This is a genomic window from Streptomyces sp. NPDC048211, from assembly GCF_043202315.1.
Taxonomy (GTDB): domain Bacteria; phylum Actinomycetota; class Actinomycetes; order Streptomycetales; family Streptomycetaceae; genus Streptomyces.
In genome coordinates, this window is sequence record NZ_JBIDAD010000004.1 from 188,057 (window position 1) to 211,002 (window position 22,946).

Below are 22,946 nucleotides of genomic sequence, written 5' to 3' on the forward strand. Positions count from 1 at the left end.
CGTGGCGTCCGGTTGCCGGGCGGCGCGCGACAATGGACGGTATGCCTTCCGTACTGCCCGATGGTGAGCCCGTGCCCGACGACGGGGCGCTGCCCCGCCACGCCCTGGAAGGCGCCGCTGAACGCCCGCTCGGCTTCTACCTGCACGTGCCGTACTGCGCGACCCGCTGCGGCTACTGCGACTTCAACACCTACACCGCGACCGAGCTGCGGGGTTCCGGTGGTGCGCTGGCCTCCCGCGACAACTACGCCTCGCACCTCATCGGCGAGGTCCGCCAGGCCCGCAAGGTCCTCGGCGACGACCCCCGCCAGGTCCGTACGGTCTTCGTCGGCGGCGGTACGCCGACCCTCCTGGCCGCCGCCGATCTGGTCAGCATGCTGGGAGCCATCCGCGAGGAGTTCGGGCTCGCCGACGACGCCGAGATCACCACCGAGGCCAACCCGGAGTCCGTCGGACCCGCCTACCTGGAGGAACTGCGCGAGGGCGGCTTCAACCGGATCTCCTTCGGGATGCAGAGCGCCCGGCAGCACGTCCTGAAGATCCTCGACCGCACCCACACGCCGGGCCGGCCCGAGGCCTGTGTCGCCGAGGCCAGGGCGGCCGGCTTCGAGCACGTCAACCTGGACCTGATCTACGGCACCCCCGGCGAGTCCGACGACGACTGGCGCGCCTCCCTCGACGCCGCGATCGGCGCCGGCCCCGACCATGTGTCGGCGTACGCCCTGATCGTCGAGGAGGGCACCCAGCTGGCCCGCCGGATCAAGCGCGGCGAGATCCCGATGACGGACGACGACGCCCACGCCGACCGCTACCTCATCGCGGACGAGGCGATGGCCGCGGCGGGCTTCTCCTGGTACGAGGTGTCGAACTGGGCCCGGACCCCCGAGGGCCGCTGCCTGCACAACGAGCTGTACTGGCGCGGGGCCGACTGGTGGGGCGCCGGACCCGGCGCGCACAGCCACGTCGGCGGCGTGCGCTGGTGGAACGTGAAGCACCCGGGGGCGTACGCACAGGCGCTGGCCGAGGGACGCTCGCCCGGCGCGGGCCGGGAGATCCTCTCCGCGGAGGACCGGCGCGTCGAGCGCATCCTGCTGGAGCTGCGGCTCGTCGACGGCTGCCCGCTGTCGCTGCTCGCCCCGGCCGGTCTCGCGGCGGCGGGGCGAGCGGTGGACGACGGACTGCTGGAGCCCGGACCGTACGGGCAGGGCCGGGCGGTGCTGACCCTGAGGGGGCGGCTGCTGGCGGACGCGGTGGTACGGGACCTCGTGGACTGAGGACCCGGGGCTGGACCGCCCTCAGGCGTCGGCAGGGGCCGTGACGAAGTCGATCAGATGCTCCACGCGCCCCAGCAGCTCCGGCTCCAGGTCCTTGTAGGACCGCACCCCCGACAGGATCCGCTGCCACGCCGCACCGGTGTTTTCCGGCCACCCCAGCGACCGGCACACACCCGTCTTCCAGTCCTGCCCGCGCGGCACCACCGGCCAGCCGGCAATCCCGACGGACGACGGCTTCACGGCCTCCCACACATCGATGTACGGGTGGCCGACCACCAGGACGTTCCCGTCCGAGATCTGCGCCGCGATCCGGGACTCCTTCGAGCCCGGCACGAGATGGTCGACCAGCACCCCGAGCCGCGCGTCCGGGCCCGGCGAGAACGCGCGCACGATCGCCGGGAGGTCGTCGATGCCCTCCAGGTACTCCACGACCACGCCCTCGATCCGCAGGTCGTCGCCCCAGACCCGCTCGACCAGCTCGGCGTCGTGCCGGCCCTCCACGTAGATCCGGCCGGCCCGTGCCACCCGGGCCCGCGCCCCCGGCACCGCCACCGAACCGGATGCCGTACGGGCGGGCCGGGCCGGGCCGCCCGCCGAGGGGCGCACCAGCGTGACGACCCGGCCCTCCAGGAGGAAGCCACGCGGTGTCATCGGGAAGACCCGGTGCTTGCCGAAGCGGTCCTCCAGGGTCACCGTCGGCCCCTCGGCCGTCTTCTCGCACCGGATCACCGCACCGCAGAAGCCGGTGGCGACGTCCTCCACGACCAGATCGGTCTCGGCGGGCACCTCGGGGACGGGGGCGGACTTCTTCCACGGCGGGGTCAGGTCCGGCTGGTAGCTGCGCATCGGACGACGATAAGCGGGGAACGGCCTACGACACGCCGAACCGGGCAGCCAGCTGATCGCGCTGCGCCCGCACGAACGCGGCGTCCACCACCGCCCCGTGCCCCGGCACGTACAGCGCGTCCTCGCCGCCCAGCTCCAGCAGCCGGTCGAGCGCCGCCGGCCAGCGCGCGGGGAAGGCGTCGGGACCCGCCTGCGGTTCGCCGGACTCCTCGACCAGGTCGCCGCAGAACACGATCGCGGGCGAGCCGGGGGCCCCGGGGACCAGCACCGCCAGATCCTGGCCGCTGTGCGCCGGACCCGCGTTCACGAGCAGCACCTCGCGCCCGCCGCCCAGATCGAGCGTCCATTCGGCGCACACCTCGTGACGGGGCGCCACCAGCACATCGGCGGACTCGGCCGCGTCCTGCTCGGCCAGGCCCTGCCGGACCGCGTCGGCGTGCAGCTCGTCCGCCCCGCCCCGCAGCACGTCGGCCATGCCCAGAGCGCCGTACACCTGTGTCCCGGCGAAGGCCGCCGTACCCAGCACGTGATCGAAATGGGGGTGGCTGAGTGCGATATGTGTCACCCTCCGGCCCAGCAGCGACTGCGCCTGGACGCGCACTTCCACCGCTTCACGGAGTGACGATCCGGTGTCGCAGAGCAGCACCCCGTCGGTTCCGGCCACCAGTGCGACCGTTGCATCCCACACGGGAAGGCGCCGTCGGCCCACTCCGTGTCCGAGTCGCTCCCAGCCGAACTCTTCCCAAGAGGCGTCCATACGACGACGCTATCGGCAACGACCTGCGCAGTCTCGCGGTAGCGTGGCCGGTCGCCCTTGCTAGGGGGCTACCCCGTCGCCGTACACTGGCCGGGGGATTGCTGGCACTCGTACGCACAGAGTGCCAGGAACAGACCCGGGAACGGCCCGAGAACCACCGAGGTACACAGCTGGAGGTGTGCGCGATGCTCAGCGAACGCAGACTCGAAGTGCTGCGCGCCATCGTCCAGGACTATGTCGGCACCGAGGAGCCCGTCGGCTCCAAGGCGCTCACGGAGCGGCACAAGCTGGGGGTCTCCCCGGCCACCGTCCGCAACGACATGGCGGTGCTGGAGGACGAGGGCTTCATCGCCCAGCCGCACACCAGCGCGGGACGCATCCCGACGGACAAGGGTTACCGGCTCTTCGTCGACAAGCTCGCGGGCGTCAAGCCCCTGTCGTCGCCGGAGCGCCGTGCCATTCAGAATTTCCTCGACGGCGCGGTCGACCTCGACGATGTCGTGGGACGTACCGTACGGCTGCTCGCGCAGCTGACCCGGCAGGTCGCCGTCGTGCAGTACCCCTCGCTGACCCGCTCGACGGTGCGGCACGTGGAACTGCTGTCCCTGGCCCCCGCCCGGCTGATGCTCGTGCTGATCACGGACACCGGCCGGGTCGAACAGCGGCTGGTCGACTGCCCCGCGCCGTTCGGTGAGACCTCTCTCGCCGACCTGCGGGCCCGGCTCAACAGCCGGGTCGTGGGACGCCGTTTCGCGGACGTCCCGCAGCTGGTGCAGGACCTGCCGGAATCCTTCGAGAGCGAGGACCGGGGAACCGTGTCCACCGTGCTCTCGATCCTCCTCGAATGCCTCGTCGAGGAGACGGAGGAGCGGCTGATGATCGGCGGCACCTCCAACCTCACCCGTTTCGGGCACGACTTCCCTGTGATGATCCGGCCGGTGCTGGAGGCATTGGAGGAGCAGGTCGTGCTGCTGAAGCTGCTCGGTGAGGCCAAGGACTCGGGCATGACCGTACGTATCGGGCACGAGAACGCCCACGAGGGGCTCAACTCCACGTCCGTCGTCGCGGTCGGCTACGGTTCGGGCGACGAGGCAGTCGCCAAACTCGGCGTGGTCGGACCGACCCGCATGGACTACCCCGGAACGATGGGAGCGGTACGCGCAGTGGCACGTTACGTCGGACAGATCCTGGCGGAGTCGTAAGTGGCCACGGACTACTACGCCGTACTCGGCGTGCGCCGCGACGCTTCACAGGACGAGATCAAGAAGGCCTTCCGGAGGCTCGCCCGCGAGCTGCACCCGGATGTGAACCCCGATCCGAAGACCCAGGAGCGGTTCAAGGAGATCAACGCCGCTTACGAGGTGTTGTCGGACGCTCAGAAGAAACAGGTCTACGACCTCGGCGGCGACCCGCTGTCCGCCTCCGGAGGCGGTGGCGCGGGCGGATTCGGACAGGGTGGCTTCGGCAACTTCTCCGACATCATGGACGCGTTCTTCGGCACGGCGTCGCAGCGCGGACCCCGTTCGCGCACCCGCCGCGGCCAGGACGCCATGATCCGGCTGGAGATCGACCTCTCCGAGTCGGCCTTCGGTACGACCAAGGACATCCAGGTCGACACGGCCGTAGTCTGCACGACCTGCAGCGGCGAGGGTGCCGCGCCCGGCACCTCCGCCCAGACCTGTGACATGTGCCGCGGCCGCGGCGAGGTCTCCCAGGTCACCCGGTCGTTCCTCGGCCAGGTCATGACCTCGCGGCCCTGCCCCCAGTGCCAGGGCTTCGGCACGGTCGTGCCGACGCCGTGCCCGGAGTGCGCCGGTGACGGCCGCATCCGCTCGCGGCGCACGCTCACCGTGAAGATCCCCGCAGGTGTCGACAACGGCACCCGCATCCAGCTCGCGGGCGAGGGCGAGGTCGGCCCCGGCGGCGGCCCGGCCGGCGATCTCTACGTCGAGATCCACGAGCTGCCGCACGCGGTGTTCCAGCGGCGCGGCGACGATCTGCACTGCACGGTCACCATCCCCATGACGGCGGCGGCCCTCGGCACGAAGGTGCCGCTGGAGACGCTCGACGGGCTGGAGGAGGTCGACATCCGACCGGGCACCCAGTCCGGCCAGTCCGTCCCGCTGCACGGGCGCGGCATCACGCACCTGCGTGGCGGCGGGCGCGGTGACCTGATCGTGCACGTCGAGGTGATGACCCCGACGAAGATGGACCCGGAGCAGGAGCGCCTCCTGCGCGAGCTGGCGAAAATGCGCGGCGAGGAGCGGCCCACCGGCCAGTTCCAGCCCGGGCAGCAGGGCCTGTTCTCGCGGCTGAAGGACGCGTTCAACGGCCGCTAGATCCGCGTAACGATGTCGTACGGGCCCGGTTTCCGGGCCCGTACCGCATTGCGGACAAAACGTGGCAGCGGGGTGCGCATCACGGGACAGGAAGGACATGACACGATGCGGTCATGTCATCCGCGTTGACCGATCTCTGCCGGTATCCGATCGTGCAGGCCCCGATGGCGGGCGGAACCTCGTGTCCGCAGCTCGTCGCGGCCGTCGCCGAGGCCGGCGGACTCGGCTTCCTGGCCGCCGGGTACAAGACGGCGGACGGCATGTACAACGAGATCAAACAGGTGCGCGGTCTCACCGGCCAGCCCTTCGGCGTCAACCTGTTCATGCCGCAGCCGAACCTCGCCGACCCGGCCGCCATCGAGGTCTACCGGCACCAGCTCGCGGGCGAGACCTCCTGGTACGAGACCCCGCTCGGCGACACCGACACCGGCGGCGACGACGGCTACGAGGCCAAGCTCGCCATCCTGCTGGAGGACCCGGTCCCGGTCGTCTCCTTCACCTTCGGCTGCCCCTCCCGCGACACCCTCGACGCGTTCGCCGCGGTGGGTACGTACACCGTCGTCACGGTCACCTCGCCCGAGGAGGCCCAGGCCGCCCAGTGGGCGGGCGCCGACGCCGTCTGTGCCCAGGGCGTCGAGGCGGGCGGCCACCAGTCCACGTTCCGCGACGACCCGCAGATCGACGGCGCGGGGACCGGGCTGCTCTGCCTGGTGGCCCAGGTGCGCGAGACCGTGCAGATACCGGTCATCGCCGCGGGCGGCCTGATGCGCGGCTCCCAGATCGCCGCGGTACTGGCAGCGGGCGCCGACGCCGCGCAGCTCGGCACCGCCTTCCTGATCTGCCCCGAATCGGGCGCCCATCTGCTGCACAAGCAGGCCCTGACCAACCCGCTGTTCGTCCGCACCACCCTGACCCGGGCCTTCTCCGGCCGTCCGGCCCGGGGGCTGGTCAACCGCTTCGTGCGTGAGCACGGACCGTACGCCCCCGCCGCCTACCCGCAGGTGCACCACCTGACAGCCGTGCTGCGCAAGGCCGCGGCCAAGGCGGGGGACGCGCAGGGCATGGCACTGTGGGCGGGGCAGGGGCACCGGATGGCACGCGAACTGCCCGCGGGCCGGCTGGTCAGGCTGCTCGCCGAAGAACTGGACGCCGCACGGACGGCACTGAGCACGAGGAGTACACAGTGACGGCACCCGTCTTCGTCGTCGAGCAGATGCCGCAGGGGCCGGGGTTCGTCCTGGAAGGCCCCGAGGGCCGGCACGCCGTCTCGGTGAAGCGCCTGCGCGCCGGTGAGGACGTCGTCCTCACGGACGGGAGCGGGCGCTGGGCGGAGGGCGTCGTCATGGCCGCCGAGGGCAAGGACCGGTTGGTGATCACCGACCTGGAGTCCGTCCACGAGGAACCCCGTCCCGATGTCCGCATCACCGTCGTCCAGGCGCTGCCCAAGGGCGACCGCGGCGAGCTCGCCGTCGAGACGATGACGGAGACCGGCGTCGACGCGATCGTGCCCTGGCAGGCCGCGCGCTGCATCACGCAGTGGAAGGGCGACCGCGGCCTCAAGTCCCTGGCTAAATGGCGCAGTACGGCGCGCGAGGCCGGCAAGCAGTCGCGCCGGGTCCGGTTCCCGGAGGTGGCGGACGCGCTGACGACCAAGCAGGTTGCCGCACTTCTGGCCACAGCCGACTTCGCGGCCGTGCTGCACGAGGACCGCGGGTACGACAGCGAGCCGCTGGCCACCGTCGCGCTGCCCGACGAGGGTGAGATCGTGCTGGTCGTAGGGCCTGAAGGAGGTGTGTCGCCGGATGAGTTGGCCGTTTTCGCCGCCGCCGGCGCCCGGACCTGCCGACTGGGGCCGACCGTTCTGCGCACGTCGACTGCGGGCACCGCGGCTACTGCGCTGCTGCTGGGGCGCACGGGCCGCTGGGCGTAGCGGCCGCCCTCCCGGGGCGGTTGTGGCCGCAAGCGGTCTACCGTTCCGTCAGGAGCGGTGGGAAGCTGCCCGTATGGGGACATCAAGGGCATGGGGCCTCAGAAGGGCCCGTCACTTTCCGGCCGCGTTCTGCCTCGCGGCCGCATCCGTCGCGGGCCTCGCCGCCTGTGAACCCGCGGACGGGCTGAACACCGCGTCCATCGCCGTGACCACCGACAGCACCGCCACCCGCGCCCTGGAGCACGAAGGCGTGCGGGTGCAGTGGCTGACCTGCACGGCGAGCATCGACGGGGACGGGGTGAAGGCGGCGTCCGCACGGGCCGGTTCGGCCACCGCCTCCACGCGCCGCGTCGCCGACGTCGACTGCAGCGGCCGGACGAAGGACGGCCGGGACATCAAGGTCACCGGCCAGGTCCGGCAGGCGGTCGACGGCCGCTGCGTGCGCGGTGACCTGACCGCGAAGGCCGGTGCCCGGACCGTGTTCCGGGCCACGCTGCTCGGCAACTGCCAAGCGCCGCCCCCGAGTCCCGCACCGACCGGCGGGGGAAGCGACGGGGGAAGCGGCGGCGGGGGAGGGGCCCGGCCGACGGTCACCGTGACCGTCACGGTCACGGCACCCCCTCAGGGCAAGTGAGCGGCCCCTCGGGGCAAGTGGGCCGGCCGGACGACGGTCTCCGGCCAACCCCGTTCCACCAGGCACGGCAGCGGCCTAGGCTGATCGTTGTGACACAGCCTTCCTACCTCCGGTATCCCCATGTCCAGGGCGACTCGATCGCCTTCACCGCCGAGGACGATGTCTGGCTCGCGCCGCTCGACGGTGGCCGAGCCTGGCGTGTCAGCGCCGACAACCGCCCCGTCGCCCAGCCGCGGATATCTCCCGACGGCACCCTCGTCGCCTGGACGTCCACCCGGGACGGCGCACCCGAGGTGCACCTCGCCCCCGTCGACGGCGGCCCCTCGCGGCGGCTGACCCACTGGGGCGACGCGCGGACCGCCGTGCGCGGCTGGACACCCGACGGCGACGTGCTGGTCACCAGCACCCAGGGGCAGGTCTCCCTCCGGCGCAGCTGGGCCCGGGCGGTCCCGGTCGACGGAGGTCCCGCACGGACCCTCCCGTACGGACCGGTCGGCTCCCTCGCGTACGGCCCCGGCGGACGCGTCCTGCTGCTCTCGGCCACTATGGGGCGCGAGGCCGCCACCTGGAAGCGCTACCGGGGCGGCACGGCGGGCAAGCTGTGGATCGCGGCCGAGGGGGACCCGGCGGAGTTCGTACGCGTCCACGAGGACCTCGACGGCAACATCGAGTGCCCTCTGTGGGTCGGCGACCGCATCGCCTTCCTCTCCGACCACGAAGGCGTCGGCGCGCTGTACTCGTCCCTCCCCGACGGCACGGACCTGCGCCGGCACACCGGCATCGAGGGCTTCTACGCCCGGCACGCCACCACCGACGGCACCCGCGTCGCCTACGCGTCCGCCGGTGAGCTGTGGCTCCTGGACAGCCTGGAGAGCGACGGCCCCCGCCGGCTCGACATCCGGCTCGGCGGCCAGCGCGCCGACCTCCAGCCGCACCCCGTGCACGCAGGCAGCCACCTGCACACCGCATCCCCCGACCGCACCGGCCGCGGCAGCGCCGTCGGGTCCCGCGGTGCCGTCCACTGGGTCACCCACCGCGAGGGACCGGCCCGCGCGCTCGCCGTCGAACCCGGCGTACGGGCGAGGCTGCCCCACACCTTCCAGGCCGACGGCGACCAGCACGTCGTCTGGGTCACGGACGCCGAGGGCGACGACGCGCTGGAGTGCGCACCCGCCACCGGGGCCGGCCCCGGCGCCGTACCGCGCCGCCTCGCCTCGGGCCGGATCGGCCGGGTCCTGGACCTGGTCCCCGCACCCGACGGCAGCCGGTTCGCCGTCGCCGCCCACGACGGGCGCGTCCTGATCGTCGAACGGGAGAGCGGCGAGGTCCACGAGGTCGACCGCAGCGAGCACGGCGACGCCTCCGGGCTCGTCTTCTCGCCCGACTCCGCCTGGCTCGCCTGGTCGCACCCGGGTCCCGAGCCGCTGAGCCAGCTCAAGCTCGCGCACCTGGCCGACCTGTCGGTGTCCGAGGCGACCCCGTTGCGGTTCCGGGACTTCGCACCCGCCTTCACCGCCGACGGAAAGCACCTGGCCTTCCTCTCCGAGCGGGCGTTCGACCCGATCTACGACTCGCACGTCTTCGACCTGGCGTTCATCGGGACCTGCCGGCCGCACCTGCTGACGCTCGCCGCGACCACGCCCTCCCCGTTCGGACCGCAGCTCCACGGCCGCCCGACCGAGAAGGAGAAGGGCGGCGACGGCGAGGACAACCCCACCGCGCTCCCGGTCACCCGCATCGACCTGGACGGCCTCGCCGACCGGATCGTGCCGCTGCCCGTCGAGGCCGCCAGCTACTCCTCGCTCAAGGCCGCGAAGGACGGGCTGCTGTGGCTGCGCCACCCGGTGACCGGGGTCCTCGGCACGAGCGCCCCCACCCCCGACGCCCACCGCCCCGAGACCGTCCTGGAGCGGTACGACCTGGAGAAGCTGCGCTGCGAGGAACTGGCCTCCGACATCGGCCGGTTCGCGGTCAGCGGTGACGGCAAGCGCCTCGCCCTGCTCAGCCACGGAAAACTGCGCATCGTTCCGTCCGACAGCCGCGTCTCCGGGGGCTCCGACGACGACAGCGACGACAACAACATCACCGTCGACCTCTCCCGCGTCCGCCGCACCCTCGACCCGGCGGCCGAATGGCGTCAGATGTACGACGAGGCCGGCCGCATCATGCGGGACAACTTCTGGCGCCCCGACATGGGCGGTGTCGACTGGGAAGGCGTCCTGGACCGCTACCGTCCCGTCCTGGAACGCGTCGCCACCCACGACGACCTCATCGACCTCCTCTGGGAGGTCCAGGGCGAACTCGGCACCTCGCACGCCTATGTGACCCCCTCCGCCGGCTGGCGCGACGACTCCGCCCGGCAGGGCCTGCTCGGCGCCGACCTCTCGCGCGCGGACGACGGGAGCTGGCGCATCGACCACATCCTCCCGTCGGAGACCTCCGACCCCGCCGCCCGCGCCCCGCTCGCCGCACCCGGCGTCGCGGTCCGCGCGGGTGACGCGATCGTGGCCGTCGACGGACACCCCGTCGACCCGCTCACGGGCCCCGCACCGCTGCTCACCGGCTCGGCCGGAAAGCCCGTCGAGCTGACCGTCTCGCCGGTCGACGGCGGCGACCCGCGCCATGTCGTCGTCGTGCCGATCGCCGACGAGGAGGCGCTGCGCTACCACGCGTGGGTCGCCGGCCGGCGCGCGTACGTGCACGAGCAGTCCGGCGGGCGCCTCGGCTACCTCCACGTCCCCGACATGGTCGGGTCGGGCTGGGCGCAGATCCACCGCGACCTGCGTACCGAGGTCGCCCGCGAGGGACTCGTGGTGGACGTGCGGGAGAACCGTGGCGGCCACACCTCGCAGCTGGTGGTGGAGAAACTGGCCCGCCGCATCGTCGGCTGGGACCTGCCCCGCGGCATGCGGCCCTACAGCTATCCGGGCGACGCGCCGCGCGGACCCGTCGTGGCCGTGGCGAACGAGTTCTCCGGCTCGGACGGCGACATCGTGAACGCGGCGATCAAGGCGCTGGAGATCGGCCCCGTCGTCGGCGTACGCACCTGGGGCGGTGTGGTGGGGATCGACAGCCGGTACCGGCTCGTCGACGGCACGCTGGTCACCCAGCCCAAGTACGCCTTCTGGCTGGAGGGATACGGCTGGGGCGTCGAGAACCACGGCGTCGATCCCGACGTCGAGGTCGTCATGACGCCGCAGGACCACGCGGAGGGCCGGGACCCGCAGCTGGACGAGGCGATCCGGATCGCACTGGAGTCGCTGACCCGCACCCCGGCGAAGACGGCGCCGGTGCTGCCGGAGTGACCTGAGGGGGCGGGGCCCGGACCGGGGCTCCGCCCCGGAAACACCCGGGCCCGCCCGCTAGGCTGCCCCCGTAACGGATCATCCGAGACCCAAGGAGCCCCCATGGCAGGAGAACCGCAGCCCGACTGCCTGTTCTGCAAGATCGTCTCGGGTGAGATCCCGGCCACCATCGTCCGGGAGACCGACACCACGGTCGCCTTCCGCGACATCAACCCCCAGGCCCCCACCCACGTCCTGGTCATCCCCCGCGTCCACCACCCCGACGCCGCGTCCCTCGCCGCCGCCGAGCCGCAGATCCTCGCCGACGTCCTGCGCGAGGCCGGACACGTCGCCGCCGACGAGAAGATCGACGGGACCGGGTACCGGGTCGTGTTCAACACCGGAGCCGGAGCCGGGCAGACCGTCTTCCACGCGCACGCCCACGTCCTGGGCGGCCGCGGCCTCCAGTGGCCCCCCGGCTAGAACGGGCCGCCGCCTACCGTGTCCGCACGTGAACTCGTCGTCCTCGGCACCGCCAGCCAGGTCCCGACCCGGCACCGCAACCACAACGGCTACCTGCTGCGCTGGGACGGCGAGGGCATCCTCTTCGACCCCGGCGAGGGAACCCAGCGCCAGATGCTGCGGGCCGGCGTCGCCGCACACGACATCGACCGGATCTGCGTCACGCACTTCCACGGCGACCACTCGCTCGGCCTGGCCGGGGTGATCCAGCGGATCAACCTCGACCAGGTCCCGCACCCCGTCACCGCGCACTACCCGGCGAGCGGACAGCACTTCTTCGAACGCCTGCGGTACGCCACGGCCTACCGCGAATCCGTCGAGCTGACCGAGGCCCCGGTCGCCGCCGACGGACCGCTGGCCACCACGGACACGTACACCCTCAGCAGCCACCGGCTCTCGCACCCCGTCGAGTCGTACGGCTACCGGCTGGTCGAGCCCGACGGGCGGCGCATGCTGCCCGCGAAGCTCGCCGCGCACGGCATCGCGGGCCCGGACGTCGGCCGGCTCCAGCGCGAGGGCGCCCTCGGTGATGTCACCCTCGACGACGTCTCCGAGCACAGGCGCGGACAGCGGTTCGCGTTCATCATGGACACGAGGCTGTGCGACGGCGTGTACGTGCTCGCCGAGGGCTGCGACATGCTGGTCATCGAGTCCACCTTCCTCGACGAGGACGAAAAGCTGGCCGCCGACCACGGCCATCTGACCGCCGGGCAGGCGGCCCGGGTCGCGCGGGAAGCGGGCGTACGGCACCTCGTGCTCACGCACTTCTCCCAGCGCTACCCGGACCCGGCAGTCTTCGAGACCCAGGCCCGGGCGGCCGGGTTCGAGGGCGAACTGACCGTCGCCCAGGACCTGATCCGGGTCCCGGTACCGAGCCGTCACCCGTAACACGTCACCGCACCACCCTGCGTAAGAGAGAAACCGTGCACCTCCCCAAAGCAGAACTCCACCTCCACATCGAAGGAACCCTCGAACCCGAGCTGGCCTTCGCCCTCGCCGCACGCAACGGCGTGCCGCTGCCCTACGCGGACACCGAGGAGCTGCGCACCGCCTACCTCTTCGACGACCTGCAGAGCTTCCTCGACCTCTACTACGCACTGATGGCGGTGCTGCGGACCGAGGACGACTTCACCGAACTCGCCGACGCCTACCTCGCCCGCGCCGCCGCCCAGGGCGTGCGCCACGCGGAGATCTTCTTCGACCCGCAGGCGCACACCGCCCGCGGTGTGCCCATCGGCACCGTCGTCGAGGGACTCGGCCGGGCGCTGGAGAGCAGCGAGGAGAAGCACGGCATCTCCACCCAGCTGATCATGTGCTTCCTGCGCGACCAGTCCGCCGAATCGGCGCTGGAGACGCTGGAGGCCGCGAAGCCCCACCTGCACCGGATCAGCGCCGTCGGCCTGGACTCCGCCGAGGTCGGCCATCCGCCCGCCAAGTTCCGCGAGGTGTACGCGGCGGCCGAGGCGCTCGGGCTGCGCAAGGTCGCCCACGCGGGCGAGGAGGGGCCGCCGGCCTACATCACCGAGGCGCTCGACGTGCTCGGCGTGGAGCGCATCGACCACGGACTGCGCTGCATGGAGGATCCCGAGCTGGTGAAGCGGCTGGTCGCCGACCGGGTGCCGCTCACCCTCTGCCCGCTGTCCAACGTACGGCTGCGGGCCATCGACACCCTGGAGGAGCACCCGCTGCGCGCCATGATGGACGCCGGACTGCTCTGCACGGTGAACTCCGACGACCCCGCCTACTTCGGCGGATACGTCGGAGACACCTTCCACGCCGTCCACGAGGCGCTCGGACTGGAGCGCGAGCAGCTGCGCACCCTGGCCCGCAACTCCTTCGAGGCGGCCTTCCTCGACCACGACGAGGAGCGCAGGGCGCGCTACCTGTCCGAGGTCGAGGCGTACGCGTTCGACTGACCGCCGCCCGACGGGCCGGCCGTCCGGAACGCACTCCTGACCAGGCGCCTGCGGCGCAGTGCGGGAAGGCTTATCTCCGTGACGGCCTGCTCGGGCGCGCCCAGCTTCGGTACCGCCCCGGGCACCGCACCGGTGGTGACCGCGAGCAGGGCCGCCGGTGCGCCACCCCTGCGGCGCACCGAACCCGGCACCAGCGGACGGCCACCGGTGTGCAGGGCCACCGCCGTCACGGGAACCGCGACCAGCAGGGTCACGGTGCCCAGGATCAGCCCCATCACCGGGAAACCGGCCCCCTCGGACAGCACGCTGCCGAGCACCGGACCGCAGGCCACGCCGACCGACGAGGCCGAGCCCGCCAGGACCGCCCAGCGGCCCCGTACGTCCAGGGACGCGGCCAGGCCGATCAGATACGACAGGACCACCGGGTAGACGGTGTTCCAGAGGATCTCGCCGCCCGCGAAGGAGCCGAGGCTCCCGGCCGACGAGCTGAGCACGATGCTCCCGGCGATGATGACGGTGCCCAGACCGATCGGCACCGCCCGCCCGAGCCGGGCCCCCAGCATTCCGGCGCCCATCACGCCGAGCAGACCGGCGCCCAGCGCGGCGGCGAACACCGCGCCGATGGTGACCTCGGAGAGTCCGACCTGGTCCACGCCGATGCGGCTGCTGACCCCCCACAGCGCGTTCTGCGCCATGGACCAGACGAGCATGCCGCCCGCCAGCACCAGGCCCGAGCGGCGGTGCGGCAGCCGTCCCGATGCGGGGACGGCCGGTCCGGCCGGTACCGGGCTGCCGAGCCGGGAGGTGGCCGGCCAGACGAGCAGCGCGACCAGCGCGATCGAGGCGAACGGCAGCCGGTGGCCGCCGCCCAGGTGCGGGATCGTCAGATACAGGGCGCCCGCGGTCGCCGAGACGCTCAACAGCCCCAGGGACGACGTCCGGTGCGGATCGCGCTGGGCGGCGATGCCCGCCGCGGCCACCGCGGTGGCCGTTCCGGACCCGAAACCGCCGACCACGGCGCCCAGGACCACCAGCGGCACGGAACCCGCGAGCGCCGCGCAGCCGTACCCCAGCGCGGCCAGCACCAGGCCGATCCGCGCCGGTCTGCGCGGCCCGTACGTCTCGACGCGGCCCGCCAGGCAGAAGCCCGCCGAGGCCGAACTCAGCAGCAGGGCACTGCCGACCAGGCCGGCCTCGGCCGTGCTGAGACCCAGATAGACGGAGAGCCGTCCCACGATGGTGGGGAGCAGATAGGCGGCGAGGTAACCGGCGGTGAACACGGCTACCAGAGGCCACGCGGCGCGAGGGCGCGAGGACATGGGCGTTCCTGAAGACATGCCAGAGGAGGCGAAGAGAAAGCAGAGGGGGTCATGCGGAAATGCGAGAAAATGCGGGGAATCGGCACACTCGTCGGTGAGATGCCCAACGGTGGTCGCGGGCCAATTTGTATCAAGTGCTCCGGGTCGGCCGAAAGTCGCCCCGCTGTGATCCGGGTCACTTATGCGTTTGCCGCGTTTCTATGCGGGTAACAGCGCATGTTTATGCAGGTCAGCCTCTGTGTGCGGAGAACCGCCACGGACCCGGCGCGGACCCGGCCCCCGCGGAGGGGAATCGGGCACACTGGCCGCAACCGCCACGACCGGGGAGTGCAAGGTGAGCGCAGACATTCCAGACATCGACCCGCTGGACGGGCTGCGCGCACCGCAGGACCCCGGCTGCGACGTCTTCCTCACCGGCACGGTCTTCCTCGACATCATCTTCACCGGCCTGGACAGCGCCCCGGTGCGCGGCACCGAGTCCTGGGCCCGCGGGATGGGATCCAGCCCCGGCGGCGTCGCCAACATGGCCACCGCGCTCGCCCGCCTCGGCCTTCACACCTCACTCGCCGCCGCGTTCGGCGACGACCACTACGGCGAGTACTGCTGGGACGCCCTCGAACAGGGCGAGGGCATCGACCTGTCCCTGTCGCACACCGTCCGCGGCTGGCACTCCCCGGTGACCGTCTCCATGGCGTACGAGGGCGAGCGGACCATGGTCTCCCACGGCCACGAGGCCCCGCCCCCGCCCGCGTTCGCACCTCCCGGAGCCCCCGCCGCCTCCCCCCGGTGCCCGCCCCGGTCCCGCGCCGCCATCGCCTCGCTCGCTCCCGGCCGCAGCGAACCCTGGGTCGCCACGGCGGCCCGCAGCGGCGCCCTGGTCTTCGCCGACGTCGGCTGGGACGAGACCGGCCGCTGGGACCTGGACGGCCTGACCGACCTGGAGCACTGCCAGGCCTTCCTCCCCAACGCCGAGGAGGCCATGCGCTACACCCGCACCGACTGCCCCCGCGCCGCCGCGCACGCCCTCGCCGAACGGGTCCCGCTCGCCGTGGTCACCCTCGGTGCCGAGGGGGCGTACGCGGTCGACGCGGCCACCGGGACCGCCGCCGAGGTCCCCGCGATCGCAGTCGAGGCCCTGGACCCGACCGGCGCGGGCGACGTCTTCGTGGCCGGCTTCGTCACCGGAACCCTCGCCAACTGGCCGCTCGCCGACCGCCTCGCCTTCGCCGGCCTCACCGCGGCCCTCTCGGTCCAGGAGTTCGGCGGCTCGCTCTCCGCCCCGGGCTGGGCGGAGATCGCCGCCTGGTGGCAGCACGTCCGCACCTGCGCCGACCAGGACCCGGCCGCGCTCCAGCGGTACGCCTTCCTCCAGGACCTGCTGCCCGCGGCCGCCCGCCCCTGGCCGCTGCGCCGGGCCGTCCCCACGATCGGCTTCCGCCCTTGACCGGCAGGCTGCCCCCGGCAGGTAAAACCCCTGGTGTTGTCCGTACCAAGTCGTAGGCTGGGTACACCTGAGGTTTTCGAGCAGCGAGAACCGTGCAACGGGAGGTATGTGCAGGCCCGAGGGCCGGCCCATGACTCAGACACCCACACAGCCGCAGGCGCGTGCCCACATCAGCATCCCGGCCGCTCACCCCATGGTGATGCTCCTGGGAGCGGGCGACTCGTTGCTGCGCGTGATCGAAGCGGCGTTCCCGGCGGCCGACATCCACGTCCGGGGAAATGACATAAGCGCGACGGGCAACGCGGCGGAGATCGCCCTGATCCAGCGCCTGTTCGACGAGATGGTGCTGGTGCTCCGCACCGGTCAGCCGATGACGGAGGACGCTGTGGAACGCTCGATCGCGATGCTCAAGGCCAGCGACAACGGCCAGGCGGACGGCACCGAGACCCCCGCCGAAGTGCTCACGCAGAACATCCTCTCCAGCCGCGGCCGCACGATCCGTCCCAAGACGCTCAACCAGAAGCGGTACGTCGACGCGATCGACAAGCACACGATCGTCTTCGGCATCGGCCCCGCCGGTACCGGCAAGACGTACCTCGCCATGGCCAAGGCGGTCCAGGCCCTGCAGTCCAAGCAGGTCAGCCGGATCATCCTGACCCGCCCCGCGGTCGAGGCCGGCGAGCGGCTGGGCTTCCTGCCCGGCACGCTCTTCGACAAGATCGACCCGTATCTGCGCCCGCTCTACGACGCCCTGCACGACATGCTCGACCCCGACTCGATCCCGCGCCTGATGGCGGCGGGCACGATCGAGGTGGCTCCGCTGGCATACATGAGGGGCCGTACCCTCAACGACGCTTTCATCATCCTCGACGAGGCGCAGAACACCAGCGCCGAGCAGATGAAGATGTTCCTGACCCGGCTCGGCTTCGACTCGAAGATCGTCGTCACCGGCGACGTCACCCAGGTCGACCTGCCGAACGGCACCAAGAGCGGTCTGCGTCAGGTCCAGGACATCCTCGAAGGCATCGACGACGTGCACTTCTCCCGGCTCACGTCCCAGGATGTCGTCCGGCACAAGCTGGTCGGCCGTATCGTCGACGCGTACGAGAAGTACGACAGCGACCAGGACGGCCAGGCCGGCAAGGGCCAGGGCCGACGCAACGGGAAGCAGTAGCAGCGCACCATGTCGATCGACGTCAACAACGAGTCCGGAACCGAGGTCGACGAGCAGGCGATCCTCGACATCGCCCGCTACGCGCTCGCGCGGATGAGGATCCACCCGCTCTCCGAACTCTCGGTGATCGTGGTGGACACCGCCGCCATGGAACAGCTCCACATCCAGTGGATGGACCTGCCGGGCCCGACGGACGTCATGTCCTTCCCGATGGACGAACTGCGTCCGCCGTCGAAGGACGACGAGGAGCCCCCGCAGGGGCTCCTCGGTGACATCGTGCTCTGCCCGGAGGTCGCCAAGAAGCAGGGCGAGGACGCGGAGACGCAGCACTCCATGGACGAGGAGCTCCAGCTCCTGACCGTCCACGGGGTGCTGCACCTGCTCGGCTACGACCACGAGGAGCCCGACGAGAAGGCCGAGATGTTCGGCCTCCAGGCGGCGATCGTGGACGGCTGGCGCGGCGAGCACGGGCTCACCGGTCCGTCCCCCGCGCCCACCGTCTCGTGAGCCTGCCGCTCGTCTTCGGGGTCGTCCTGCTGGTCGTCGTCGGCTGGCTGGCGGCCTGCGCCGAGGCCGGCATCGCGCGTACGTCGAGCTTCCGGGCCGCCGAGGCGGTCCGCTCGGGGCGGCGCGGCAGCGACAAGCTGGAACAGGTCGCGGCCGATCCGACGCGCTATCTCAACGTCGCCCTGCTGGTGCGGGTCGCCTGCGAGATGTCGGCCGGGGTGCTGGTCACGTACGCCTGTCTGAAGGAGTTCCCGGAGACCTGGGAGGCGCTCGCCGTCGCCATGGGGGTGATGGTCCTCGTCTCGTACGTCGCCATCGGCGTCTCGCCGCGCACCATCGGCCGCCAGCACCCGCTGAACACGGCCACCGCGGCGGCGTACGTCCTGCTGCCGCTGGCCCGGATCATGGGGCCGATCCCGCAGCTGCTGATCCTCATCGGCAACGCGCTGACGCCGGGCAAGGGGTTCCGCAAGGGCCCGTTCGCCAGTGAGGCCGAGCTGCGGGCGATGGTCGACCTCGCCGAGCAGGAGTCGCTGATCGAGGACGAGGAGCGCCGCATGGTGCACTCCGTCTTCGAGCTCGGTGACACGCTCGTGCGCGAGGTGATGGTGCCGCGCACCGACCTGGTCTGCATCGAGCGCTACAAGACGATCAGGCAGGCGCTGACCCTGGCGCTGCGTTCCGGTTTCTCGCGGATCCCCGTCACCGGGGAGAACGAGGACGACATCGTCGGGATCGTCTACCTCAAGGACCTGGTCCGCAAGACCCACATCAACCGGGAGTCCGAGGCCGATCTGGTCTCCACGGCGATGCGTCCGGCGGCCTTCGTGCCCGACACGAAGAACGCGGGCGACCTGCTGCGGGAGATGCAGCAGGAGCGCAGCCACGTCGCGGTCGTCATCGACGAGTACGGCGGCACGGCGGGCATCGTCACCATCGAGGACATCCTGGAGGAGATCGTCGGCGAGATCACCGACGAGTACGACCGCGAGCTGCCGCCGGTCCAGGCGCTGGAGGACGGCTGCTTCCGGGTGACCGCCCGGCTGGACATCGGCGACCTCGGCGAGCTGTTCGGCCTCGACGAGTACGACGACGAGGACGTGGAGACCGTCGGCGGGCTGCTCGCGAAGGCGTTGGGCCGGGTCCCGATCGCCGGTGCCTCGTCGGAGGTCGAACTGCCCGACGGGCGACGGCTGCGGCTGACCGCGGAGTCCCCGGCCGGCCGACGGAACAAGATCGTCACGGTGCTGGTGGAGCCGGTGGCTCCCGAGGAGGAGGCGACGGCATGACACCGCAGCAGCTCAGGGCGTTCTGCCTGGGGTTCAACGCGAGCGTGGAGGAGTTCCCGTTCGGGCCGGAGGCGTCCGTCTTCAAGGTGCTCGGCAAGATGTTCGCGCTGAGCACGCTGGACGCGCGGCCGCTGACGGTGAACCTCAAGTGCGACCCCGACGACGCGGTGCGGCTCCGGGAGGAGTACGAGGCCGTGGCGCCGGGGTGGCACATGAATAAACGGCACTGGAACACCGTGACGGTGTCCGGGCTGCCGGACGCGAAGCTGCGTGAGCTGATCGAGGACAGTTACGACCTCGTGGTGGCCAAGCTGCCACGGGCGGAGCGGCTGCGGCTCGACCGGGCGTAGGCCGGGTCCGGGCGGGTCACTTCCGCCAGAGCAGGTGGTGTACCACGTCGCTGCCCGGGCTCGGGACCTTCTCCAGGTGGAAGCGGTCGGTCAGCTCCTCGGGGCTCTCCCACAGCCGTTCGCCGGCGCCGATGTCGAGCGGTGCGACGGCGACGTGCAGCGAGTCGACGAGGTCGGCGGCGAGGAACTCCCGGACCGTGGCGACACCGCCGCCGATGCGTACGTCCTTGCCCCCGGCCGCCTCGAAGGCGCGGGCCAGCGCGTCCTTCGGGGACGCGTCGAGGAAGTGGAACGTGGTCTCGCCCTTGGTGATCGAGGGCCGCTCGTGGTGGGTGAGGACGAACACCGGGGTGTGGAACGGGGGCTCCTCGCCCCACCATCCCTCCCAGTCGTGGTTCTCCCACGGTCCGCGCTGCGGGCCGAACTTGTTGCGGCCCATGATCTCGGCGCCGATGTTGTTGGAGAAGTCGCGGGTGAAGTAGTCGTCCAGGCCGAGGGTGCCGCCGGGGTCGGTCCGGTTGGGCCAGTGGGCGGTGGCACCGGCCCAGGAGACGAGCCGGCCGGGGTCGGCGGTGCCGAACGGGCGGTCGAGCGTCTGGCCCTCACCGGCGCCGTAGCCGTCTCGGGAGACACAGAAGTTCTGGACGCGGACCAGCTGTTTCATCGGATCCCCTTCCGATTGCAATCTGCAACCGGTCTGTAAGCTATCTAGACTGCTCCCATGTTGCAACCAGTTCCCTCCGGAAAGCTGCCCGTGTCGCCGGGCCGCTCCGGCTGCCCGATCAACATGACGGTCGAGCTCCTCGGGGACCGCTGGAGCCTGATCGTGCTGCGCGACATCATGTTCGGCGGTCTCACCCACTTCCGTGAGCTGCTCAACGCGTCCATGGAGGGCATCGCCTCCAACATCCTGGCCAACCGGCTCGCGAAACTCGTCGAGGCGGGGCTGCTCACGCGCGACGACGACCCGAGCCACCGCCAGAAGGTCGCGTACCACCTCACCGAGGCGGCGGTGCAACTCGTCCCCGTGATGGCCCATCTGGGCCTCTGGGGTGCGCACTGGCTGAACACTGCGCCGGAACTGACGGTGCGGGCCGAGCTGCTGGCCGCGGGCGGCCCCCCGATGTGGGAGCGGTTCATGGACGAGCTCCGCGCCACCCACCTGACCGGGGCCCCGGCCCGCACCGACGGCGTGCTGGCGGAGCTGACCGCCGCCTACGAGGAAGCGGCCGCCCGGGCGGCGCGCACCCCGTAGGCCCGCCGGCACGGAGAAGCAGCCGCGGCGGCCGGCGCGATCCGATGCGTCACCTCCGGGCGTGAGGGGGCCGGGCGCCCGCGTGCCGGGTCCGTCGCCGCACTTCGTATGCTCGGCACATGACTGAGAGCACCGACCTCGGCGCCGAGGACCGCAAGATCGTCACGCTGGCGCGCAGCGCCCGCGCCCGCAACGGCGTGCCGGAGGGCGCGGCCGTGCGGGACGAGACCGGACGTACGTATGTGGCGGGCACCGTGGAGCTGGAGTCGCTGCGGCTCAGCGCGCTGCGGACGGCCGTCGCGATGGCCGTGGCCAGCGGGGCCACGTCCCTGGAGGCGGCCGCCGTCGTCTCCGAGGCGCAGGCCCCGTCCGACGAGGACCGGGCCGCGGTGCGGGACCTGGGCGGGGCCGACACGCCCGTGCTGCTCGCGGGGCCCGACGGGGTGCTGCGGCTCACCGTGACGGCGGGCTGAACTCCGCAGGACCGCCCTCGCGTGTACGAAACGCCCCGCGCCCACCGGCGCGGGGCGTTCGTGCGGGAGGTGCGGGAAACGCGGATCTTGACATCATCTGATGGCCCATCAGTCGGCGCATTTCGATGCCATTGACTTCTTCCGGACCGAAGTCATCAATGGCTCCCTGCCGACGCGGAAGAGCCGCCGCGCCGGATCCCGCAGGAGGGGGCTCCATGCGTTCAGCCATCCGAAGATCCGACAGCCGAAGATCCCGCCGCCGGGACCGCCAGGACCGCGGCCGCCGCTGGGCCGCCGCGCTGGGTGTCGGCGCGCTGGTCGTCACCGGGGGAGGCCTGCTCGCCGGACCCGCGCAGGCCAGTGCGACGGCTTCGGTCGCGGTGGACTTCCCGACCCACTGCATCCCGCCCGCCATCGCCGGCATCCCGCCGATCGACGGGACGACCTCGGCCGAGATCACCGTCGACAACGCCGCGCCGAAGGTCGGTGACACGGTCACGGTGACGTACACCGTCGTCAGACCGGCCGCGAGCAACCCGGTCGACCTGGCGCTGCCCGCCGACATCATGACGCCGACGGGCAAGGTCACCGTGGGCGGTGCGCAGTCCGCCGACGTCACGGTGGCGGGTCCGAAGAAGAACGGTCCGGTGCCCGGCAAGGGCGAGTTCCCGTCCTTCTCCATGACCGGCACCTTCACCGTCACCGCGCCCGGCGAGATCACGCTCGCGCCCGGCGACTACAACATCCACACCAGCTACATCATGGAGCTGGACACGCCCTGCACGGTCACCGATCCGCCAGCCCCCGTCTCCCAGACGATCATCGCCACGGACGGCGGCGGCCAGGTCAACGAACGGGCCATCCAGCTCGGTACGGCTTCCGGCGCGGCCGGTGACCAGGTCACCGTGACCGGGTCGAAGTTCACCGCGGGCGCGTCCGTCACGCTCGCCGGCCGGGCCGGCGACGCCCAGACCGGTGACACCGCGACGGCCACGGCGGACGGTTCGGGCGGCTTCACCGGGCAGCTCACCGTCAACGACCCGGCGACCACCGGCATCGTCGCCTACGAGGGCGCCGGCTGGGACGCCGCCAAGGGTGCGGGCCCCCAGGCCTACACCGTCACCACGGGCGGCGGTGAGATTCCGGACGGCAGCCAGCGGCTGACCTCCACCGTCGAGCCGGGCACGCTCACCATGGCTCAGGCCGGGGACTCCGTCGCACTGTCGGCGGTCGACTTCGGGCAGGGCGGCGCTTCCACGGGTGCCCTGCAGACGGTGACGGTCAAGGACTTCCGCGGCGGCCCCGCGGGCTGGTCCCTGACCGGCAAGGTCACCGACTTCACGGGTCCGGGAGGGGCGACGATCGGTGCGTCCGCGCTCGGCTGGAGCCCGGCCTGCGCGACGAAGGCCGGCAGCCCGAGCACCTGTGCGGCCGGGTCCGAAGGAACGGTCGGCAGCGCGGGGGCCACCCTGGCGTCCACGCCGGACGGCGCGTTCACCGGCGGTGAGTTCACCGTCGACGCCCGGCTGTCGCTGGACGTACCGGCGTTCACCGCCGCAGGCGCGTACTCCGGAGTGCTCACGCTCACCCTGACGTGAGCCGGTACCACCGCTCACGCGACCCGCGAGCACGC

The 22,946-nt window shown here is 71.9% G+C and carries 22 protein-coding genes; 18 read left to right on the forward strand and 4 right to left on the reverse strand.

Annotation, left to right across the window (positions count from 1 at the left end):
- The first annotated feature begins 41 nt into the window (after positions 1 to 41).
- Positions 42 to 1,274 carry a radical SAM family heme chaperone HemW gene (gene hemW / locus ACGFZA_RS17140; protein WP_385270579.1) on the forward strand — a complete coding sequence of 411 codons (1,233 nt, stop codon included), beginning with the start codon at positions 42 to 44 and terminating at the stop codon, positions 1,272 to 1,274.
- Between the two features lie 21 nt (positions 1,275 to 1,295).
- Here the strand turns inward: hemW and ACGFZA_RS17145 are convergent, their stop codons facing one another.
- Both ACGFZA_RS17145 and ACGFZA_RS17150 read right to left on the reverse strand, forming a co-directional pair.
- Positions 1,296 to 2,120, reverse strand: a complete 825-nt coding sequence (locus ACGFZA_RS17145; protein WP_393679909.1) for a DUF3097 domain-containing protein — start codon at positions 2,118 to 2,120, stop codon at positions 1,296 to 1,298.
- 25 nt (positions 2,121 to 2,145) lie between these two features.
- Positions 2,146 to 2,877, reverse strand: a complete 732-nt coding sequence (locus ACGFZA_RS17150; protein WP_385270573.1) for an MBL fold metallo-hydrolase — start codon at positions 2,875 to 2,877, stop codon at positions 2,146 to 2,148.
- A 185-nt stretch (positions 2,878 to 3,062) separates the two neighbouring features.
- Here ACGFZA_RS17150 and hrcA point away from each other — a divergent pair, with 185 nt between their 5' ends.
- The 9 genes from hrcA (at position 3,063) to ACGFZA_RS17195 (ending at position 13,502) form a co-directional block, all read left to right on the forward strand.
- Positions 3,063 to 4,079, forward strand: coding sequence for a heat-inducible transcriptional repressor HrcA (hrcA, locus tag ACGFZA_RS17155; RefSeq protein ID WP_219573125.1), 1,017 nt, complete (start codon positions 3,063 to 3,065; stop codon positions 4,077 to 4,079).
- On the forward strand, positions 4,080 to 5,216 hold the full coding sequence (gene dnaJ, locus ACGFZA_RS17160) for a molecular chaperone DnaJ (RefSeq protein ID WP_385270568.1): 1,137 nt from the start codon (positions 4,080 to 4,082) through the stop codon (positions 5,214 to 5,216).
- Positions 5,217 to 5,329: 113 nt separating this feature from the next.
- On the forward strand, positions 5,330 to 6,403 hold the full coding sequence (locus ACGFZA_RS17165) for a nitronate monooxygenase (RefSeq protein WP_393679912.1): 1,074 nt from the start codon (positions 5,330 to 5,332) through the stop codon (positions 6,401 to 6,403).
- Complete coding sequence (locus ACGFZA_RS17170) at positions 6,400 to 7,146, forward strand: 16S rRNA (uracil(1498)-N(3))-methyltransferase (RefSeq protein WP_385270562.1); 747 nt, start codon at positions 6,400 to 6,402, stop codon at positions 7,144 to 7,146. The genes ACGFZA_RS17165 and ACGFZA_RS17170 overlap by 4 nt, the downstream gene beginning before the upstream one ends.
- 73 nt (positions 7,147 to 7,219) lie before the next feature.
- Positions 7,220 to 7,780 carry a hypothetical protein gene (locus ACGFZA_RS17175; RefSeq protein WP_385270559.1) on the forward strand — a complete coding sequence of 187 codons (561 nt, stop codon included), beginning with the start codon at positions 7,220 to 7,222 and terminating at the stop codon, positions 7,778 to 7,780.
- Positions 7,781 to 7,869: 89 nt separating this feature from the next.
- Positions 7,870 to 11,085 (forward strand): S41 family peptidase, encoded by a 3,216-nt coding sequence (locus ACGFZA_RS17180; protein WP_393679915.1) that lies wholly within the window; start codon positions 7,870 to 7,872, stop codon positions 11,083 to 11,085.
- A gap of 102 nt (positions 11,086 to 11,187) precedes the next feature.
- Positions 11,188 to 11,547, forward strand: coding sequence for a histidine triad nucleotide-binding protein (locus ACGFZA_RS17185; RefSeq protein WP_385270553.1), 360 nt, complete (start codon positions 11,188 to 11,190; stop codon positions 11,545 to 11,547).
- A gap of 18 nt (positions 11,548 to 11,565) precedes the next feature.
- Positions 11,566 to 12,474, forward strand: coding sequence for a ribonuclease Z (locus ACGFZA_RS17190; RefSeq protein ID WP_393679918.1), 909 nt, complete (start codon positions 11,566 to 11,568; stop codon positions 12,472 to 12,474).
- A 35-nt stretch (positions 12,475 to 12,509) separates the two neighbouring features.
- Positions 12,510 to 13,502: an adenosine deaminase gene (locus ACGFZA_RS17195; protein WP_385270547.1), complete on the forward strand. Its 993-nt coding sequence runs from the start codon at positions 12,510 to 12,512 to the stop codon at positions 13,500 to 13,502.
- On the opposite strand, the gene ACGFZA_RS17200 is transcribed toward ACGFZA_RS17195, so the two are convergent.
- The gene (locus ACGFZA_RS17200) at positions 13,466 to 14,821 is read right to left on the reverse strand and encodes an MFS transporter (protein WP_393679921.1); all 1,356 of its coding nucleotides are present in this window, start codon (positions 14,819 to 14,821) and stop codon (positions 13,466 to 13,468) included. The genes ACGFZA_RS17195 and ACGFZA_RS17200 overlap by 37 nt on opposite strands.
- Before the next feature lie 334 nt (positions 14,822 to 15,155).
- Here ACGFZA_RS17200 and ACGFZA_RS17205 point away from each other — a divergent pair, with 334 nt between their 5' ends.
- The 5 genes from ACGFZA_RS17205 (at position 15,156) to ACGFZA_RS17225 (ending at position 19,585) form a co-directional block, all read left to right on the forward strand.
- Positions 15,156 to 16,265 carry a carbohydrate kinase family protein gene (locus ACGFZA_RS17205; RefSeq protein ID WP_385270541.1) on the forward strand — a complete coding sequence of 370 codons (1,110 nt, stop codon included), beginning with the start codon at positions 15,156 to 15,158 and terminating at the stop codon, positions 16,263 to 16,265.
- A gap of 130 nt (positions 16,266 to 16,395) precedes the next feature.
- Positions 16,396 to 17,439: a PhoH family protein gene (locus ACGFZA_RS17210; protein ID WP_385270538.1), complete on the forward strand. Its 1,044-nt coding sequence runs from the start codon at positions 16,396 to 16,398 to the stop codon at positions 17,437 to 17,439.
- A gap of 9 nt (positions 17,440 to 17,448) precedes the next feature.
- Positions 17,449 to 17,946, forward strand: a complete 498-nt coding sequence (ybeY, locus tag ACGFZA_RS17215) for an rRNA maturation RNase YbeY (protein WP_385270535.1) — start codon at positions 17,449 to 17,451, stop codon at positions 17,944 to 17,946.
- Complete coding sequence (locus ACGFZA_RS17220) at positions 17,943 to 19,235, forward strand: hemolysin family protein (protein ID WP_393679925.1); 1,293 nt, start codon at positions 17,943 to 17,945, stop codon at positions 19,233 to 19,235. The genes ybeY and ACGFZA_RS17220 overlap by 4 nt, the downstream gene beginning before the upstream one ends.
- The gene (locus ACGFZA_RS17225; protein ID WP_385270529.1) at positions 19,232 to 19,585 is read left to right on the forward strand and encodes an MmcQ/YjbR family DNA-binding protein; all 354 of its coding nucleotides are present in this window, start codon (positions 19,232 to 19,234) and stop codon (positions 19,583 to 19,585) included. The genes ACGFZA_RS17220 and ACGFZA_RS17225 overlap by 4 nt, the downstream gene beginning before the upstream one ends.
- Positions 19,586 to 19,601: 16 nt before the next feature.
- Here the strand turns inward: ACGFZA_RS17225 and ACGFZA_RS17230 are convergent, their stop codons facing one another.
- Positions 19,602 to 20,249: a dihydrofolate reductase family protein gene (locus ACGFZA_RS17230; RefSeq protein WP_385270526.1), complete on the reverse strand. Its 648-nt coding sequence runs from the start codon at positions 20,247 to 20,249 to the stop codon at positions 19,602 to 19,604.
- Positions 20,250 to 20,306: 57 nt separating this feature from the next.
- Here ACGFZA_RS17230 and ACGFZA_RS17235 point away from each other — a divergent pair, with 57 nt between their 5' ends.
- From ACGFZA_RS17235 to ACGFZA_RS17245, 3 genes are all read left to right on the forward strand, one after another.
- On the forward strand, positions 20,307 to 20,840 hold the full coding sequence (locus ACGFZA_RS17235; RefSeq protein ID WP_385270523.1) for a winged helix-turn-helix transcriptional regulator: 534 nt from the start codon (positions 20,307 to 20,309) through the stop codon (positions 20,838 to 20,840).
- A 119-nt stretch (positions 20,841 to 20,959) separates the two neighbouring features.
- Positions 20,960 to 21,313, forward strand: a complete 354-nt coding sequence (locus tag ACGFZA_RS17240; protein WP_385270520.1) for a cytidine deaminase — start codon at positions 20,960 to 20,962, stop codon at positions 21,311 to 21,313.
- Positions 21,314 to 21,528: 215 nt separating this feature from the next.
- Positions 21,529 to 22,911 (forward strand): beta-xylosidase, encoded by a 1,383-nt coding sequence (locus tag ACGFZA_RS17245; RefSeq protein WP_385270518.1) that lies wholly within the window; start codon positions 21,529 to 21,531, stop codon positions 22,909 to 22,911.
- Positions 22,912 to 22,946: the final 35 nt, after the last annotated feature.

What these genes read in the sequence shown, in the direction of transcription:
- hemW (WP_385270579.1), top strand. Translation starts at nt 42, where the DNA reads ATGCCTTCCGTACTGCCCGATGGTGAGCCCGTGCCCGACGACGGGGCG.
- ACGFZA_RS17145 (WP_393679909.1), bottom strand. Translation starts at nt 2,120, where the DNA reads ATGCGCAGCTACCAGCCGGACCTGACCCCGCCGTGGAAGAAGTCCGCC.
- ACGFZA_RS17150 (WP_385270573.1), bottom strand. Translation starts at nt 2,877, where the DNA reads ATGGACGCCTCTTGGGAAGAGTTCGGCTGGGAGCGACTCGGACACGGA.
- hrcA (WP_219573125.1), top strand. Translation starts at nt 3,063, where the DNA reads ATGCTCAGCGAACGCAGACTCGAAGTGCTGCGCGCCATCGTCCAGGAC.
- ACGFZA_RS17165 (WP_393679912.1), top strand. Translation starts at nt 5,330, where the DNA reads ATGTCATCCGCGTTGACCGATCTCTGCCGGTATCCGATCGTGCAGGCC.
- ACGFZA_RS17175 (WP_385270559.1), top strand. Translation starts at nt 7,220, where the DNA reads ATGGGGACATCAAGGGCATGGGGCCTCAGAAGGGCCCGTCACTTTCCG.
- ACGFZA_RS17185 (WP_385270553.1), top strand. Translation starts at nt 11,188, where the DNA reads ATGGCAGGAGAACCGCAGCCCGACTGCCTGTTCTGCAAGATCGTCTCG.
- ACGFZA_RS17200 (WP_393679921.1), bottom strand. Translation starts at nt 14,821, where the DNA reads ATGTCCTCGCGCCCTCGCGCCGCGTGGCCTCTGGTAGCCGTGTTCACC.
- ACGFZA_RS17210 (WP_385270538.1), top strand. Translation starts at nt 16,396, where the DNA reads ATGACTCAGACACCCACACAGCCGCAGGCGCGTGCCCACATCAGCATC.
- ybeY (WP_385270535.1), top strand. Translation starts at nt 17,449, where the DNA reads ATGTCGATCGACGTCAACAACGAGTCCGGAACCGAGGTCGACGAGCAG.
- ACGFZA_RS17225 (WP_385270529.1), top strand. Translation starts at nt 19,232, where the DNA reads ATGACACCGCAGCAGCTCAGGGCGTTCTGCCTGGGGTTCAACGCGAGC.
- ACGFZA_RS17230 (WP_385270526.1), bottom strand. Translation starts at nt 20,249, where the DNA reads ATGAAACAGCTGGTCCGCGTCCAGAACTTCTGTGTCTCCCGAGACGGC.
- ACGFZA_RS17235 (WP_385270523.1), top strand. Translation starts at nt 20,307, where the DNA reads ATGTTGCAACCAGTTCCCTCCGGAAAGCTGCCCGTGTCGCCGGGCCGC.
- ACGFZA_RS17240 (WP_385270520.1), top strand. Translation starts at nt 20,960, where the DNA reads ATGACTGAGAGCACCGACCTCGGCGCCGAGGACCGCAAGATCGTCACG.
- ACGFZA_RS17245 (WP_385270518.1), top strand. Translation starts at nt 21,529, where the DNA reads ATGCGTTCAGCCATCCGAAGATCCGACAGCCGAAGATCCCGCCGCCGG.